This window comes from Polyangium jinanense (genome assembly GCF_028435365.1).
Genome location: NZ_JAGTJJ010000077.1, coordinates 1 through 16,327, shown reverse-complemented (window position 1 = coordinate 16,327; position 16,327 = coordinate 1). Strand labels below are relative to the sequence as shown.

At 67.7% G+C, this 16,327-nt stretch carries 14 protein-coding genes; 7 read left to right on the top strand and 7 right to left on the bottom strand.

Annotated elements, in window-relative coordinates:
• Positions 1–39 precede the first annotated feature (39 nt).
• From KEG57_RS49460 to KEG57_RS49445, 4 genes are all read right to left on the bottom strand, one after another.
• Positions 40–957 carry a slr1658 superfamily regulator gene (locus KEG57_RS49460; protein WP_136928627.1) on the bottom strand — a complete coding sequence of 306 codons (918 nt, stop codon included), beginning with the start codon at positions 955–957 and terminating at the stop codon, positions 40–42.
• Positions 958–979: 22 nt separating this feature from the next.
• A complete protein-coding gene (locus KEG57_RS49455) occupies positions 980–3,304 on the bottom strand; it encodes a SpoIIE family protein phosphatase (protein ID WP_272427083.1) in 2,325 nt (774 codons plus the stop codon).
• Between the two features lie 263 nt (positions 3,305–3,567).
• A complete protein-coding gene (locus KEG57_RS49450) occupies positions 3,568–4,740 on the bottom strand; it encodes a methyltransferase domain-containing protein (RefSeq protein WP_272427084.1) in 1,173 nt (390 codons plus the stop codon).
• Between the two features lie 59 nt (positions 4,741–4,799).
• On the bottom strand, positions 4,800–5,357 hold the full coding sequence (locus tag KEG57_RS49445) for a hypothetical protein (RefSeq protein WP_272427085.1): 558 nt from the start codon (positions 5,355–5,357) through the stop codon (positions 4,800–4,802).
• A 313-nt stretch (positions 5,358–5,670) separates the two neighbouring features.
• Here KEG57_RS49445 and KEG57_RS49440 point away from each other — a divergent pair, with 313 nt between their 5' ends.
• Positions 5,671–6,657: a DUF72 domain-containing protein gene (locus KEG57_RS49440; protein WP_272427086.1), complete on the top strand. Its 987-nt coding sequence runs from the start codon at positions 5,671–5,673 to the stop codon at positions 6,655–6,657.
• A 62-nt stretch (positions 6,658–6,719) separates the two neighbouring features.
• Here the strand turns inward: KEG57_RS49440 and KEG57_RS49435 are convergent, their stop codons facing one another.
• Positions 6,720–7,334, bottom strand: coding sequence for an outer membrane beta-barrel protein (locus KEG57_RS49435; RefSeq protein ID WP_272427088.1), 615 nt, complete (start codon positions 7,332–7,334; stop codon positions 6,720–6,722).
• A 358-nt stretch (positions 7,335–7,692) separates the two neighbouring features.
• Between KEG57_RS49435 and KEG57_RS49430 the strand changes: the two genes are divergently transcribed.
• From KEG57_RS49430 to KEG57_RS49415, 4 genes are read left to right on the top strand one after another with little or no spacing between them, the layout of a single operon-like run.
• Positions 7,693–8,088, top strand: coding sequence for a hypothetical protein (locus KEG57_RS49430; RefSeq protein WP_272427090.1), 396 nt, complete (start codon positions 7,693–7,695; stop codon positions 8,086–8,088).
• 3 nt (positions 8,089–8,091) lie between these two features.
• A complete protein-coding gene (locus KEG57_RS49425; protein WP_272427092.1) occupies positions 8,092–8,967 on the top strand; it encodes an MbnB/TglH/ChrH family RiPP precursor modification enzyme in 876 nt (291 codons plus the stop codon).
• Positions 8,960–9,760, top strand: coding sequence for an HvfC/BufC N-terminal domain-containing protein (locus tag KEG57_RS49420; protein ID WP_272427093.1), 801 nt, complete (start codon positions 8,960–8,962; stop codon positions 9,758–9,760). The genes KEG57_RS49425 and KEG57_RS49420 overlap by 8 nt, the downstream gene beginning before the upstream one ends.
• Positions 9,761–9,782: 22 nt before the next feature.
• Positions 9,783–11,984: a bifunctional serine/threonine-protein kinase/formylglycine-generating enzyme family protein gene (locus tag KEG57_RS49415; RefSeq protein WP_272427095.1), complete on the top strand. Its 2,202-nt coding sequence runs from the start codon at positions 9,783–9,785 to the stop codon at positions 11,982–11,984.
• Here the strand turns inward: KEG57_RS49415 and KEG57_RS49410 are convergent.
• Positions 11,905–12,504, bottom strand: coding sequence for a phosphatase PAP2 family protein (locus KEG57_RS49410; RefSeq protein ID WP_272427096.1), 600 nt, complete (start codon positions 12,502–12,504; stop codon positions 11,905–11,907). The two genes, KEG57_RS49415 and KEG57_RS49410, sit on opposite strands and share 80 nt — an antisense overlap.
• Before the next feature lie 50 nt (positions 12,505–12,554).
• Between KEG57_RS49410 and KEG57_RS49405 the strand changes: the two genes are divergently transcribed.
• Entirely contained in the window at positions 12,555–14,033 is a 1,479-nt protein-coding gene (locus KEG57_RS49405) for a hypothetical protein (RefSeq protein WP_272427098.1), read from the top strand.
• Positions 14,030–15,895 carry a HEAT repeat domain-containing protein gene (locus tag KEG57_RS49400; RefSeq protein ID WP_272427100.1) on the top strand — a complete coding sequence of 622 codons (1,866 nt, stop codon included), beginning with the start codon at positions 14,030–14,032 and terminating at the stop codon, positions 15,893–15,895. The genes KEG57_RS49405 and KEG57_RS49400 overlap by 4 nt, the downstream gene beginning before the upstream one ends.
• A gap of 326 nt (positions 15,896–16,221) precedes the next feature.
• On the opposite strand, the gene KEG57_RS49395 is transcribed toward KEG57_RS49400, so the two are convergent.
• Positions 16,222–16,327, bottom strand: a 106-nt coding sequence (locus KEG57_RS49395) for a DUF1731 domain-containing protein (RefSeq protein WP_272459837.1), incomplete at its 5' end; no start/stop codon positions are given.

Here is a 16,327-nt window from a genome sequence, read left to right as displayed (position 1 = left end):
AAATCCTCCGCCGCGGGCGCCCTACGTTCCCCTCTCCTATCAGTCACAGAAGATCATCTCGAAGTTCTGGTTGAACTTCTTGAGGTTCGGGAGCGACTTGCCCTGCCACGGAATCGCCTTCGAGCCCCGGACGACAAGCTGCACGTCGCCCTTCTTCCGCATGGCAATCGCGAACTTGTAGAGCACGTTGATGCCAGAGCTGTTCAGGAAGTTCAGCGTGCGCATGTCGATCGTGATCGACTTCGCATTGCCCAGGAGGACCTTCTCGAGGAGATCCTCGATCGGCTGGTATTCCTGCGGCCCGCCGAGGCGCAAGATACCCTCGAAGTAGACCGTGACCTCCGCGGGGTCGTACCAGACTCGATAGTTTCCACCTTTGATTTCCATTCTGGCCCTTTCCTTCAAGATGGGCAGCCGCGCCATCGTCCTGATGCAAGTGTTCTGCGCTGAGACCGGATCGAGCTTCCACCCCAGGCTCACGCCATAATCGCTCATGATGATGAGATACCCGAGCCCGGAGCCCGTCGCCTCGACGTCCTCCGCGTTCGCCTCGGCCTGGCGGCGCAAGAGCTCCCCCGGATCCTCGCGCGAGAGCTCGAGCAGCTTCTCCCGCAGCGGAGGAACCTCGCCATTGGCGATGTGGTTGCTCACCAGGCACACCAGATCTTCCTTGCCAATCCCAACCGTGACGTTGATATCACCGCTGCGGTTGAACTTGACGGCGTTCTCCACGAGCTCGTTGAGCACGTAGCTCACCGCGCCGCTGACCTCCGCCCGGCTGATGAGCTTCCCGTCGTTGTCCGCGTCCGGAAAGAGCTCGGCGAAGTACTCCGCCATGAAGTTCGCCGTGAGGTTGCAGAGGCTCCACCGCACCGCGAACGAATCCGGGTACAGGGTCAACGACATGTGCTCGCTGAACGAATCGTCCAGCGAATAGACGCCAATGATCTCACTCATAGTGTTGCCGGTCTCCTACGCGTCATAGCCTCTTGATGACCAACACGGTGATGTCATCGTAGACCTTGTTGGTGCCGATGTGGTTCATCAGGTCTTCGATGATCGCGTCCTTGATCTCCTGCGACGTCTTCTTGTGGTTCTGAGAGACGATCTCGCATAGCCGCTCGACCCCGTACTGCGCCGTGTCGGTGCGTTCCGCCTCTGTTACCCCGTCCGTGAAGAGAACGACGACGTCCCCCGATTCCAGATCGATCTCGGTGTTGGAGAGGAAATCCGTGATGTCCTCGTCCATGCCCACCGGGAGCCCGAGACCGGTCGTGTCCACACGCTCGAGCTCGCCCGAAGCACGCACGACGATGACCTCCTCGTGCTGCCCGGTGAGCCGAAGCTTGCCATCGCTGTAGTCCATCAGCGACAGCGTGAGGTTCTTGTCCGAGCTGATGCGCTGGATGTTCTGGTAGATGACCTTGTTGACGATGCCGAGGAACCGCGTCGGATCGGTCTCGTTGCTGGCGAGCAACGTCCGAACCGCGGTTTGCACCATCAGCATGAGCACGCCGCTCTCGAGGCCGTGCCCGGTCACGTCGCCGATGCCGATCTTGATGACGCCGTTGCCGCGGAGCACGTCGTAATAATCACCGCCGACCTCGTCCGCGGGCGACATGTACCCCGCGATGTCGAGATCCTTGATCTCCTGCAGCTCCTGCGCGGGCGGGAGCACCATGAGCTGGAGCTGCCGCGCCACGTTGAGCTCCGCGCCGAGCCGCAGGTTTTCCTGCGCGAGCTGGGCGTTGAGGCTCATGATCTCCTTGTTCGCGTCCTCGAGCTCACTCGTGCGCGCCTTGACGAGCTCCTCGAGATTGGTCGTATGGGCCTGGATCTCGGCGGCCATCTCGTTGAAGGCCCCCGTGAGCTGCCCGATCTCGTCCTCGCTCGTCACGGCCACGCGCACCCCGTAGTCGCCCTGGCGCATGCGCGTCGCGCCCTCGGACAGGGCCACGAGCGCGCCCGTCATCTTCCGCGAGACGAGGAAGACGCCCGCCATGAGCACCAGGATCGAGCCGAACGAGACGAACGCCTGGCTCGTCTGGATGCTCGTGCGGCTCGTGTCGATCGCCGCCTGCGCCTTGGTCAGCGAGGCGTAGATCTCGCTCTTCGGGACGACGAACCCGATCGTCCAGGTGTCCTCCACGATCTTGTCGCCGCCGCCGCCCATGTGGAAGGGCGCGAGGCGCTGCAGGACGAGGAAGTGCGGCGCCCCGTTGATCTGCACGTTGTCGCGGTACTGGACCTTTGCATCCTTGGGCAGCTCGATCGAGGCGATCTGCGGCTCGTTGCTGTCCTTGAGGACCCGCTTCAGGTACTCGAGCCCCTGGCGCTCCGCCTTCGCCTGGAGGCCGAGCCGCTTCGCGCCGTCCTCGCTCACCGCGAGGACGTTTCCGTCGCCCTGCGTGAGGAACGCGAAGCCCGTCTCCTTCAGCTTCACATCCTGGATGTACTTGACGATCTGCGTGAGCGTGAGATCGAGGCCGAGCGCCCCCGAGAGCGCCTTGCGGTCCTTGCTCCACACGGGGTGGAAGATCGTCATGATCTTCCCGCCGCCGCTCGCGTCGTCGTAGGGGGGCCAGAACGTGACCTGGGAGTTGCGCTGCTCGAGGCCCCCGGGCTCGTTGAGCCACGCCTCCCAGCCCTGCCTCAGGCCCGTGTAAAAGAAGTCGTAGAAGTTCTTCTCGTTGTGGCCCGGCGAGGTGCGATCGAACTCCGCGGCCATGTCGGCCCAGGGCGCGAGGCGCACGTACGGATGCTTTGGAGGACCAACGAAATAGAGCTGAAGCTTGTCGGCGCCGCGCTTCTTGAACGACGGCATCACGACGTCGAGCAAAATCGTGCGATCGATGTCGCGCTGCGCCTCGGGCAAAAGGACGCGGCTTTGCTTGTCGCCGAGGTAGCCCCACGCCGCGACGGCCGTCGGCTCGTCGTTCTGGTTCTCGTACCAGCCGCCCTTCTCGTGAAAGACGAGCTTGTCCTGGAGGAAAGGCAGCGTCTTGGCGTGGTCGTAGAGCGGCGTCAGGTCCTCGTCGTGGTCGACCATCGTTTGCACGATGTCGGCCAGGATCTCGAGGTCCGTGTAGGCGTGGGCAAGGGAGCTGTTCGTGTGCTGCGCGGTGTCGCGCAGGTGGTTCGTCAGATACTCGCGCGTCGCCTGGTCGAGGCCTTGCTCGATCTCGTCCGTGGCCTCCCGGCTGAGCTTGTGGATGCCCTGCCGCGCCACGAGGACGTTGAGGATCGCGCCGAGCAGCACGCTGACGCCCGTCACCAGGATGAACTTGGTGTTGAACTTGCTCATCCGTGCGAGCAGGCCAGTCGGCCGCACCCCCCTGTTCGTTCCACGCGCTTCCGACGACACGTCCACGCATCTCCTCGCAACGGCCTCGTGTGGCCCAGACAGCCTGCGACGCTAAACCGTCTACGCTCCGACCGCCACACCAAACATCGAGGCGGAAGGGAGACGCCACTACGCTCTTCGCTTCCTCTCCTGCCTCCGCCTCGTGATGCCTCCGCCAAAGAATCGACGGTTTACATCCAACGCGTGAATTGCATTACCACTCGCTATGAAGTACGGAAAGGTTTACGCCCGGAACCCGCAAAGATGGGCCACATGGCGAAGCCGTTGTCGCGGGTGATGGCCTCGATATGCGCCGTGAGGCCGGCCGATACGTCCTCGTAGAGCTCGGGCTCGGCATTCGCCGTCGCGGCCATCTGCTTCGCGGTGCGGAGCCAGCTCTCCACCACGCGGGCGAAGTCATGCGGCGCGGTGTTCATGTTCGTGATACCGAGGAGGCATATCTTGATGTCCTCGAGCCCCACCTCGTGCAGGATGGTCCGGGTCTTCAACCCGATATCCAGATCCATACCGACCCGCCGGCAAAGCTCGAGGAACCGAATGTATCCGTGGCGTATGACCTCCTCGTTCGGATAGCCCGTCACGCCGGACATCATCTCGTTCGTCAGGTAGATCCGACCCCCGGGTCGGCAGATGCGATAGAGCTCGTTCACGATGTGATCGGGCTCGTGGAACACCTGCAGCGATAGCCGGCAAGAGACGAAGTCGAACGAGTTGTCCGGCAAGAGCAGCGCCGCCGCGTCGCCGTATTGATACTCGATGTTCTCGAGGCCAAAGTCCGAGACGAGTTGCCAGGCATACCGAAGGAACGGCTTCGAATGGTCGACGCCGATGAGGTACTCCGGCCGGAAATCACTCTGCAGGAGGATCGCGAAATCCCCGAGGCCGCAGCAGATGTCGGCGATACGCAGCCCAGGACGAAGACCATGCCAGGCGAGCTTCTCCCGCTCGTGCTCCCAGATGATCTTCTGCTGGGTGCGGAGGACGTTCATGAAGTCGTCGTCCTCGATCACCTGCTGGATAGGATAGAAGGCCTTGTCGTAGACCTCGATCGTGACGAACGGGTAAAGCTCCGCGATCACCTGGAACTTGCGGACCGCCCAGGGAATGACGCTGGAGATGACGAACTTCACCCGGAGCCCGGGGCGCGTATGCGCCACCCACCGCACGAAGCGGTTGAGCTCGAGGAACGCCACATTGTTCATGTACTTGAGGCGCTTCAAGTTCACGCACAACGTGCCGCGCGTCGACCGCGCCGCCTGCTCGAGCGAGCTGCGTACCGAGGCCATTTCCTCGGCGACGAACGGCCGCAGCGTCCCCGTGAGCGTGACTTCCTGCTCCTCGTTCCCCGTGAGCCGCATGTTGAGGGCCACGGGCATGCATGAAGGAGGAACGCCGGAAGAGGGCGTACCCGAAGACGCAGGAGCGATGGAGTTGCTCATACCTCCCCCATATCGTCGACCTCTGGCAGCTCCAGGAAGAGGCTCAGCCTGTCTTGACCCGGTGGCTCGGATATCGTGAGGGAGCAGGCATATACGGCAGCGAGCTCCAGCAAACCAAGCATGGTATCCTCGCCATCCGCCGGATCTTCCAGCCGGGCGCGATACCAGCTCTTCAGATCGGGCTGGTTCACGATCTGCACGGCCATACGATAGAATACTCGATTCTGCTCGGTGACCGGAAGCGTGATCTGCAGGATCACGTGCCGGCCCCGCTTGCGGAAGATGAGCTCGATCTGCCCCTCCACCGCGTGGTTGCGAAAGATGACCTCGAGCAGCTCGTTTATGAACGTCGAAAGCAGCGTCGCATGACGCTCGGGGTCCCCCTCGTTCGCGCTTACGTAACGAGCGAGGTAGTTCGCGAGCAGATGGCAGTGACCCCACTCCCGAGCAAAGCCGCCCACCGTAAAGCGAGCCGCCATGATCATCCTGTATCGGCTCGAGGCGAACTCGGCTTCCATGGGCGGAGCCGGTGTGATGGTCTTGACAATCGACATCGGGACCTCGAAGGCGGCCGACCGTCGGCCTAGAAAGGCTAGCCGGTCCCGACGTCGACGTCGAGTGCCGTCTGTCCAACCGTGGTGGCTCGCGACGTGTCTCAACATGCTTCCAAAGCGGCCGTTCGCGCACGCGCGGGTAGCAGCTACCATGCCACCCCTATCACGTTCCAGATCGCGGCTGTGAGTAAAGCACGAAGCCCACGTTGGACGGCGGAGAACGGTAGAAGCAGAAAGCTATTGTAGCGCAGTTCACCCGAAAGCCGGCGCCAAACCCCAGGGTTTGTCCGCGTCGAGACGAAACGAGCTTCGCATGCTAGGTTCGTCGCGGCTCGCCCGGCCGAAGGTGTTTTACATGAAGCAGCTCGTGTTGTTCTCGGGCCGGCCGGAGCCCGAGCTCCCCGAGATCGAAGCGGACCGCGCGATCGCCGCGAAGCTCGCCCCAACCGTTCTCCTCGGGACGTCCACCTGGACGTTCCCGGGATGGCGAGGAATTTTCTACCCCAAAGATATCCCCGAGCGGGAAATCACCTCGCACGGGCTACGACTCTACACGCGTAACCCACTCTTCCGCACCGTAGGGATCGATCGGAGTTACTACGCGCCGCTCCGCGTCGAAGAGCTCGCGCGGTACCGCGACGATCTGCCCGACGGCTACGGCTGCGCGATGAAGGTGTGGAGCGGAATCGTGGCGCGAAGAGATCCGAGCACAAACCAACGCTCGCCCTGGTTCCTCGATCCACGCGCCTTCGAGGAGCGCGTGCTCGCGCCGATCGAGAAGAGTTTTTCCCGGAACGTAGGCGTGCTCTTGCTCGTGCTGTCGCCGATGCGCGCCGAGGATCGGATGGATGCCGAGCAGCTCGCCGAGCAGCTCGATCGGTTCTTCGAAGCCGCGCCGCGGTCGTTTCGTTACGCCGTGGAGCTCCGGAACCCAGAGCTGCTTTCGAGGGCGTACCTCGACGTGCTCGCGCGGTACGGGGTGACGCACGTGCTCGGGCTGTGGGAACGAATGCCCACGCTCGGCCGGCAACTGGCGGTGCCGAAGATCCTGACGGCGCCGCTCGTCGTGTGCCGGTTGTCCATACGGCCCGGCGAGAGGTACGAGGAGCGGCGGCGGATCTGCGCGCCGTTCGACAAGATCGTGGCCACGGACGAGGAGACCCGTGCCGACGTCGTGGAAGTCGCGGCCCGATGCGCCCGCGAGGGGCGGAGCCTCATGGTGCTGGTGAACAACAAGGTGGAAGGATCGGCGCCGCTCACGGTGCGCGCGCTCGGGCGGCGGATCGCGGCAGGCTGCTGAGTCGTACGTCCCAGGCGGAAGGAGGCGGACCTCCGCGGGTCCGCCTCCTCCTTATGATCAGATCAGAAGCCGCCGCCGATCTGGGCGAGCAGGGTCCAGGTGTCGCCGCCGGGCTCGTCGTTGGGGGGCGTGATCGGCGAGCCGAGGTTGTCGAAGAAGGCCGGGCGGTAGTTGAAGCGCGCGCCGACCTTGATGTTCTCGGTGAGCATGCGGTCCGCGCCCACGCCGACGGGGACGATGAGCGTGAAGCCGTCGCCGTAGCTGCCCGCGAAGCCGGCGTAGCCGACGCCCGCGACGACGAAGGGTTGCAGCGGGAGGCGGTCCGCAGCGGCGAGGTTGTAACGAGCGCCGGCGTCGAGCGACGTCATCACGAGCTGGGTGCGAGTGTCGGCGCGGGTGTTGGTGCTGCCGAGGTAGTTACCCTCGATCGCCCAGCGATCGTTGATGGCGCCGGTGACGCGCACGTTCCAGCCGGGGCCGAGGGCGCCAACGCCGCCCAGGAACCCGACGATGCCGGCGCCGCCCTCCACAGAGAACGACGTCGGCCGCGGGATCTCGCGGATGGCGGGCTGATCGGCAGGAGGCAGGCCTGCCCGGGTGTTCTGCGCGTGGGCCAACGACGGCGCTCCCAGTGCGGCGAAAGCCACGAGGGCCGCCACGATTCGTCCGGTGGTCATTGCTTCCTCCTCAGCGAATGCTCGAGGTCCTTACCGAGAACGAGTCTCGCCTTGCGTGCGTCCCGGTGCATGCAGCGGGCCATGGAGGCTGTGCAGGTCGGACCCTGCACGTCCAGACGGGCGGTCCGGACCCGAAGCATGCCGTGAGGGCGGACAGCAGCCACGCGAGGCGCGGCGTCACGCGGCAAAGACCGGGGCGCGGGGGGCTGTCAAGCCTTTGTTGTTGCCGCCGCGGGCGCTTCGGGCGGAGAGTAGAGGAGCGAGGCCGAAGGCGCGGGGGCGGGGCGCGGATCCAGGGCAACGGAACCGCGAGGGGGTGGCGACCGTAGGTTTCGGTGCAAGCATCGAGGAGCAGACGATGAACGCGAAGAGCATTTACGAGACCCTCGCGGCGCTCGGCGCGAGCGCGATGATCGCAGGTTGTGCCGGGACGCAGGAGCCCGTGAAGGCCGCCGAGGAGCCGCAAGCCGAGGCGGCGCCCGCAGAGGCCGCGCCGGAAGAGAAGAAGGCCGAGTCGGCGGCAGGTACGGAGGCGGCAGGCGCGACGAACGCAGCCGCCGCGCCCGCGGAAGCCCCGGCAGCCGCGGCGACACCCGCACCCGCGGCGACACCCGCACCCGCGGCAACGCCCGCGCCGGCGGCGACTCCGGCCCCGGCGACGACGGCGAAGGCCGCGCCGAAGCCCGCTCCGAAGAAGGTCGCGGCGCCCAAGAAGGGCGCGGAAGCGGCCTGCGGCGAAGGGTCCTGCGGCTAGAGGGTGACGGTTCGGTCGACGATCACGGGGGTCGGGCTTGGGCTCAGGTTCGACTTCCTGGATGACGTGCTTGCGCGGGCCTTAGCGGACATGTCGCTCGGCCCCGCGCGGTTTTTCGAGGTCGCGCCGGAGAACTACATGCGCCGGGGCGGGTTCGTCCCGGCCGCGCTCGAGCGGATCGCGGCGCGGTATCCGCTGCTCTCGCACGGGCTCTCGATGTCGCTCGGCGGGGTCGATCCTTTTGATGACGCCTACATGCGCGAGCTCGCCGCCTTCACGCGGCGGTTCGACGTGCCGTTCCACTCGGACCACCTGTGTTTTTCGGGGATCGCTGGGCGGATGGTGCACGAGCTCTTGCCCTTGCCGCTGACGCGAGGCGCCGCGGCGTACGTGGCCACGCGCGTGCGGGAGGCCGAGGATCGGCTGGGGCTCCCGATGGTGGTCGAGAACATCACGCGGTACGTCGTGCCAGGCGCGCCGGAGATGAGCGAGGCGGCGTTCGTCGCGGAGGTGCTCGATCGTTCGTGTGCAAAGCTTTTGCTCGACGTGAACAACGTGTACGTGAACGCGATCAACGACGGCACGGATCCGCTCGTGTTCCTCGCGGAGATCCCGCTCGATCGCGTGGCCGCGATCCACGTGGCGGGGCACGAGAAGCGCGCCGGGACGGACCTCGTGATCGACACGCACGGCGCGGACGTGCTCGGCGAGGTGCTGTCGCTGCTCACATGGACGATCGAGCGGACGGGGCCCGTGCCGGTGGTGCTGGAGCGGGATCACGCGATCCCGCCGCTCGACGAGCTGCTCGGGGAGCTAGGGCGGGTCGAAGCGGCCTACCAGGCAGGGCTCGCGGCGCGGGAGGCGCGGGCGCGTGGTTGAAGAAGAGGAGGGGCGGGCCGCGATCGCCGAGGTCGCGGCAGCATTCGCGGCCGTCGTGCAAGGGCCGCCGGAAGAGACGCGGCGCGGGGTGTACAGGTCGCTCGTTCGTCGGGGGATCCTCGGGGCGGTGCGGGCACAGATGCCACGCACGGCGATGACGCTCGGGGCGCGGTTCGAGGCGACGGTGGACCTTTGGCTCGACGAAGCGCTGCCGAGCTCGCCGTATCTGCGCGACGCCGCGGTCGAGTTCGTCGGTTGGGCCGCGGCGCGCTGGACGGAGGATGCATCCGTTCCGCCATGGATTTCCGACCTCGCGCGGTACGAGGTCGCGCGGTTCGACGTGGCGGCGGCGGAGACGGCGGGCGAGCCGAGCGGACTTCCGCTCGCGCTCGATCGGGCGGTGAAGTTCGGCGGCGCGGCGCAGGTCGCTCGGTATGCGTGGGCGGTGAACCGCTTGCCGGAGGGCGCGCCGGGCGAGCCTGAAAAAGAGCCCACGGCAGTGCTGCTCTACCGGGACGGGGCGCACGAGGTCCGGTGCCTCGTGCTATCGCCGCTCGCGGCCGAGATCCTCGCGCGGCTCCTCGGGGGCGCTCGGCTCGGGGAGGCGGTGACGGCGGCATGCGCGACGCTCGGGGAGCCGCTCGGCGACGCGGTGTTGCGCGGCACGGCCGAGGTGCTCGCGGACCTCGGGGAGCGCGGGGTGGTCCTCGGTGCGGCCTTCGAGCAAGGAAATCACGATCACGTCACGCACGCGGCAAGCGAGCGAGGTATAGTCGCCGGCGAACGAACATGAGCCGACACCTCTGCGTTTGCCCATGACGACGAGCTCGCAACAGGACCCGCTCGGCATCACGGGGACGATCCTCGCCGAGAAATACCGGATCGACGCACTCATCGGCGAGGGTGGCTTCAGCGTCGTCTACCGCGCCGAGCACCTCATCTGGCAGCAGCCGGTGGCGATCAAGTGCTTCCGCATCCTGGCGCAGGCGCCGGAGAACAAGCGCGACGAGCTGCTCGACGGCTTCATCCAAGAGGGCCGGCTGCTCGCGAGCCTGTCGAGCCGATCCGCGGCGATCGTGCAGGCGCGCGACATCGGCAAGTTCACGACCGCGGACGGGATGTGGATCCCGTACATGGTGCTCGAGTGGCTCGAAGGAAAGACGCTCGATCACGTGCTCTTCGTGGAGCGCGTGAGCGGTGAGAAGCCACGCGAGATCCACGAGGCGCTCGCGCTGCTCGAGCCGGTCGCGGTGGCGCTGGAGATCGCGCACGCGAAGAACATCGCGCACCGCGACATCAAGCCCGCGAACATCTTCGTCATCGGAGATCCGCGAGGGCCCTCGCCGTTCACGAAGATCCTCGACTTCGGCATCGCAAAGGTGATGGCCGATCACGCGGCGGCGACGGCCGAGCTCGCGCAGACGGGCAAGGAGATCACCGCGTTCACGCCGAACTACGGCGCGCCCGAGCAGTTCAGCCGATCGTACGGCGCGACGGGCCCGTGGACCGACGTGTTCGCGATGGCGCTCATCATGGTCGAGGTGCTGCGCGGCGGGATCCCGGCGTTCGAAGGCGATGACTTCATCCAGTTCGCCCTCGCGAGCCGCGATCCGATGCGCAGGCCGACGCCGCGCACGTTCGGCGTTCCGGTCTCGCCCGAGGTCGAGGCGGTGTTCGAGAAGGCGCTCGCGGTGGCGCCGACGGACCGGTACCCGTCGATGGGTCGGTTCTGGGCCGCGCTGCACGAGGCCGTGTTCCCGGACATCCAGTGGAACCCGGGGACGACGAGCGGCGTGTCGTCGTCGATCACGTCGTCGCCCAGCGGACGATCGGCATCACGCGCGAGCATGCCGGGGCCGCTGCAGGAGACGCTCCCGCGCCCGAGTGGTGGCACCGCGATGATGACGGGGCCGCAGGGCGCGCAGCAACGCACGACGCAGGATCCGCCGGGATCGCTGGCGACGCCGCCGGCCGCGCCGAGCGGGCCGGTGAATGCGCCGGCCGCGGATCAGGGCAAGGGGCTCATGGCGTTCGCCGCGATCGCGGCGATCGCGCTGCTCGGCGGTAGCTTCGCGGCGTACAAGATGTTCACGAAGCCCTCGGGCGGAACGTCGACCACGGGCTCGTCCGCGCCGGTGGTGAGCGCGGCGCCGGTGGTGAGCTCGTCGGCGATCGCAGCGACGACGCGGCCGACGGAGTGCCCGGCAGGGACGGTGCTCGTGCCCGGCGGCAAGTTCTTCATGGGCTCGGACGAAGGGTCGTTCAAGCTCTGGCAACCGGCGCACAAGGTCATCATCGACACGTTCTGCGTCGACCTGCACGAGGTGACGTCGGCCGAGTACAAGGAGTGCTCGGACGTCGGCGAATGCAAACGACCGGAGGTCGCGCCGAACTGGCCGAAGACGGCCGGGAGCACGGACGACGAGCACGAGAAGAAGCGCGAGGCGTACGCGGAGTTCTGCACGTTCGGCAAGGCGGGCCGCGAGAACCACCCGGTCAACTGCGTGAGCTGGTACCAGGCCGACGGGTACTGCAAGTGGCGCAAGAAGCGCCTGCCGACGGAGGCCGAGTGGGAGTACGCGGCGCGCGGCTCCGACGGTCGCAAGTTCCCCTGGGGCGCGGACGAGGCCGCGGCGGGGCACATGAACGCGGGCGGTAAGGAGTGGGCGGCGTGGGAGAAGGCGCAAGGCCTCAAGCTCACGGGCACGCTCTACGAGATCGACGACGGCTTCCCGGGCACGGCGCCCGTCGGCAGCTTCCCGAAGGGCAAGACGCGCTTCGGCGCGGACGACTTCGTCGGCAACGTGTGGGAGTGGACCGCGGACTGGTACGAGACGTACAAGGCCGAGGACGAGCAGATCAACCCGAAGGGCGCGCCCGCGGGTGACAGGAAGGCGATCCGCGGCGGCGGCTTCAACGGCGGCGTGCAGCAGTGGCTCAATCCGGCGTTCCGGTTCCACCAGGTGCCGGACGCGACGACGCCGGTGATCGGCTTCCGCTGCGTGATGAACCTTTGAGGTCCAAGGGAAAACGGAGCCGCGCCGCGACGAAGCCGATCGACATGCCGAGGAGCGCGCCCGCGAGGATGTCGCTCGGGTAGTGCACGGCGAGGAAGCATCGCGACCAGGCGACGAGCGCGGCGAAGACGAACGCGGGTACGGCGAACACCGGGCGCACGGAGGCGACGAACGCGGCGAAGGCGAACGAGCCGGCCGCGTGTCCACTCGGGAAGGAGTGTCCGCCGGGCGAGGTGATGAAGACGGGCTCGCAGGCGGCGAGCGCGTCGCAGGGCCTCACGCGGCCGACGACGGCCTTCACGGTGGAGACGAGGGCGCTCGTGACGACGAGCGCGGCGATGAGGCGCGTGGTCGTGGCGCGGGTCTTTTCGCGGGCGAGGAAGGGGACGAGGGCGAACATGCCCCAGCCGCCGCCGACGAAGGTGACGGCGACGAAGAGGGGCGTGGCCCAGGCGGGCGAGCCGCGGACGGCGCGGAGGAGGGCCTCGTCGGCCGCGGAGATCACGTCGAGGGGGCTCAAGTCCGGGAGGATATAGTCCCTGGGCGCTGGTGCCTGCTAGGTTGTCTGCCGTGCCGGTCCCGGACCATCTCCTCGGCGATACGTCGGTGACGGGGCCGCTCGGCTCCCTCGCGTTGTCCCAGGTGCGCCCAGGAAGCACCGTGCTCGCGCTCCGGGCGGTGAAGTGGCACGAGGGCCTCGGGCGGCTCGGCGTCGTCTTGCCCTTCGCGCTCGTGCACGACGTGGGTCTGCTCTTCGCGACCTCGCGGGACCACGTGGAGATCGGTCCGCGCTGCGAGCCTTCGTCGATCGCGCGCGGGATGCCGGATCTCCTGCGGCTCCTCGACGGCTACCGGCGCATGCTCGAAGAGCTCGGGCAAAGCGAGGCGGCGCGGCGCGCGCCGGAGCTCAAGATGAGCGACGACCTCGTCATCGTGCTGCTCTCGCGGCTGCTCGGCGCGGTCGCGTCGCGCGTGAACGTGCCGCCGGCGTATCGCGCGGCGGTGCCGATGGACGCGTCGCTCTTCGAGCGGATCGAGCCGCAGCTCCCGCAGCTCTTCTCCACGGCGCGACGCGGCTTCGAGGCGTCGGCGCTCTCGGCGCTCGAGGTCTCGCGGCTCTTCGTGCTGACGATGACGGACGCGCTCGACCTCGACACGCTGCGGCTCTTCGGCATGCTCGGCGCCGAGGGCGCGGGCGGCGCGCTCACGCAGGTCGATCTGCTCGCGGCGCTGGAGTCGCCCGAGGCGAACGACATCGTGAACTTCTCGCTGGAGATCCTGCCGAGCGTGCTGGAGACGAAGACGCGGCCCGCGGCGGGCACGACGGCGGCGCACGGCTACTCGGGCATCGGGACGCGCGGGTCGATCGACGGGCTCGTGCTCACGGAGCTCGCCTGGGACGACCTCGAGCTCGCGCGGAGGCTGCTCGACAACGAGGTGCTCTACTACGCGCGGGAGCAGAGCCGCGACGAGCAGAAGCGGGTGCATTACCTGCTCGTCGACGCGTCGGCGTCGATGCGCGGCGACCGGCAAACGTTCGCGCGCGGGATGGCGATCGCCACGGCGAAGAAGCTCTTGCTCGAAGGCGAGGACGTGGCGTTCCGGTTCTTCGACGCGCGGCTCTACGAGATCCATCGAGCGCACGGGGACAAACTGCCGACGGCGCACGTGCTCTCGTTCAAGGGCGAGCGCGGGCGAAACCCGGCGCGCGTGTTCGCGGAGCTCGCGACGGAGCTCGATCTTCATCGCCACCGCGATCCACGTTCGCCCGTCGTGCACCTCTTCACGCACGCGGCGCTCTACATCCCGCGCGAGATGGTGCAGGCGGTGCGGCGCTCGGCGCACATCGCGGCCGTGTTCATCCTGCCCTCGGGCGGCAAGCTCGACCTCGACTACCTCGACCTGCTCGACGCGCACTGGGTCGTCGACCACGCGACCTTGTCGAGCGGCTCGGCGCGCGCGAACGCGGCGCGGTCGATCCTCGATCAGACGACGGCGTCCTCCGGGGACGAGGCGAGCAAGGGCGCGGCGAAAGGGGCGGAAGCGTGAGCGGCCGACCGGTGTCGGATCTGCGCGAAGAAGCGCGGACGGCGAGCTCGCGGGGTGATCTCGGGCGCGCGAGGATTTCTCTCGTCGCGGCGCTCGGACAGACGATCGCGCGCGAGGAGGAGTACGCCGGCGCGGTCCGCGATCTGCGCGAGGTGCTCGTCGCGATCGGCGATCTGCGCGGCGCGCTCACGCTCGACTGGTACACGGGCAGCGAGAAGGGGCAGCGCGATCTCGTGGCGAGCGGGCGCGTGCCGGGGATCGATCGCGCGCGCACCTACCTCGCGTGGGCCGATCGGGCCGAGGACGCGTCACGCAAGCAGGCGCTTTATGCGAAGGCCGCGGACGAGTACGAGTCGGCGGGCCTCGTGGCGCAGGCGGCGATCGCGCGGGAGCGGGGCGGCGATCTGTACCGGGCGCGCGCGCTCTGGTCGCGCCTGTCGCAGATCCTCGGCGCGTCGGGCGGGGACTTTTACGCGGCGGGGCTCGCGCGGTTCAACCTCGCGCGGACGTCGATGCGCACGGGCGAACCCGCGGCCGCGCGCGAGGCCGTCGTGGCGGCGGTGCACTTGCTCGAGGAAGCGGCGGATCGGTACGAGACGATCGGCCAGCGCGAGCGCGCGTTCGACTGCTACCAGGTGCTCATCGCGATCGGCCGGGAGAGCGGCGAGTTCGAGCACGTGCTGGAAGGCTACGTGAACGTGATCCGCATCCTGCGCGAGGATCACCTGCGATATTACGCGCTCCAATCGTACGAGGAGGCCCTCTCCGCGGCGGAGAAGCAGAAGGAGGTCTCGGCCGCGGCCACGCTCGCGCGCGAGATGAGCGCGTACGCGCGGAAGGAAGGGCTTCCGGCGGTGGCGAACTTCGGGACGCTCGCGCAGGCGCGCCTCTGGCAGGAGGTCGCCGCGGCGTCGACGGCGCGCGGCGCGCCGCCTTCCATCGCGGAGAACGCGCTGCTCGCCGCGGTGATCGCCCTCGGCGAGGCGGGGCAGTACGGCAAGGTCGGCCAGGTGTACGAGAAGCTCGCGGCGCTCGATCTCGAAGAGGCGCGGCGCAAGCACTACACGAACGCGCGCAAGCGCTACGTCGAGGCGCAAGACCTCCGCATCGAGAGCCAGCCCTTGCCGGCGCACCTGCGCCACGAGGTCGGCTTCCCCGAGGTCTGGCACGTCGATCTCGTCGAGTGGGAGCAACGCGGCAGCGCGAGCCAGTCCGCGGGCGACGTCGTGCTCGACCCGTCTGCGTGGTCCGAGGTGACGCGAAGGCGCGCCATGCTCGCGCGGCTCACGGCGCTCGCGATCGAGGCCGAGGAGGAGGCTTCCCCGGGCCGGACGGCGCAGAGCCAGCTCTATTCCACGCTCGCCGAGCAGCTCGCGCTCGTCGAGCTCTACACGATCCTCTCGCCGCTCGAGGCCCTCTTCCGGAGGCCCGAGCGCGAGGTGCGGATCGCCGTGGTCCGCGCGCTCTCGCGATTCCTTTACAAGCGTACGTTCATCACGCTGCGCGAGGCGCTCGTCGACGCCGAGGGTGGCGTCGTCCAGGAGGCGGCGAAGGCGCTCGAAGAGCTGCGCTTCCCGCACGCCTTCGATCCGCTCGCGCGCATCTACCGCGAGTCGCAGAGCCCCGTGGTGCGCGCCTCCGCGGTGAAGGCGCTCGCGCGTATCGACACGCTGGAGGCCGCCGAGATGCTGCTCGGCGTGATCGAGCACGATGGTCGCGACGAGCGTCAGGCGGCGATCGAAGCCCTCAAGAGGGCGCGTGGCATGAAGTTCGTGGACGTCGCGAAGTCTTCCCTGCCCGGCCTTTCGAGCGCAGCGCAATCCGCCGTCCGCGAGGTGCTCCGGAGCCGCGGAATCGGCTGATTTCGAATGGAAACGGGCCCTACCAGCCCTCGAATTCCAGTACCCGCGTACGTCTCGTACGGGGACGTCAGGTCAAGACCGGACACGGGAATCCAACTCGTCCCGAGCGATCCGGAGACGAAGATGGCCTATTCATGGACTCATGGACGGCGCGCTTCGGGGGGAGCGTCTCAACAGGCCGTCCCGGCCCCCGGGAAGTTGCTGCTCGACAAGGTCGACTTCTCGGCGACTCCCGGCGGCCGGCGTCTTTTGAGGCGCTTCGCCGGGGAGAACGATCCAAGACGGTCATCTCCCCGGCGAAGCGCGAGGCGCTTCGAGAGGCCGCCCTACGGCGTCAGGATCGACGCGAGCGCCGGAACGAGCGACGGGTACTGAAACACGTAGCCGAGCTCCTTGGCGCGTGCAGGCACGACACGTTGCCCCGTCGTGACC

What these genes read in the sequence shown, in the direction of transcription:
- KEG57_RS49460 (WP_136928627.1), bottom strand. Translation starts at nt 957, where the DNA reads ATGAGTGAGATCATTGGCGTCTATTCGCTGGACGATTCGTTCAGCGAG.
- KEG57_RS49455 (WP_272427083.1), bottom strand. Translation starts at nt 3,304, where the DNA reads ATGAGCAAGTTCAACACCAAGTTCATCCTGGTGACGGGCGTCAGCGTG.
- KEG57_RS49450 (WP_272427084.1), bottom strand. Translation starts at nt 4,740, where the DNA reads ATGCCCGTGGCCCTCAACATGCGGCTCACGGGGAACGAGGAGCAGGAA.
- KEG57_RS49445 (WP_272427085.1), bottom strand. Translation starts at nt 5,357, where the DNA reads ATGTCGATTGTCAAGACCATCACACCGGCTCCGCCCATGGAAGCCGAG.
- KEG57_RS49440 (WP_272427086.1), top strand. Translation starts at nt 5,671, where the DNA reads ATGCTAGGTTCGTCGCGGCTCGCCCGGCCGAAGGTGTTTTACATGAAG.
- KEG57_RS49435 (WP_272427088.1), bottom strand. Translation starts at nt 7,334, where the DNA reads ATGACCACCGGACGAATCGTGGCGGCCCTCGTGGCTTTCGCCGCACTG.
- KEG57_RS49430 (WP_272427090.1), top strand. Translation starts at nt 7,693, where the DNA reads ATGAACGCGAAGAGCATTTACGAGACCCTCGCGGCGCTCGGCGCGAGC.
- KEG57_RS49415 (WP_272427095.1), top strand. Translation starts at nt 9,783, where the DNA reads ATGACGACGAGCTCGCAACAGGACCCGCTCGGCATCACGGGGACGATC.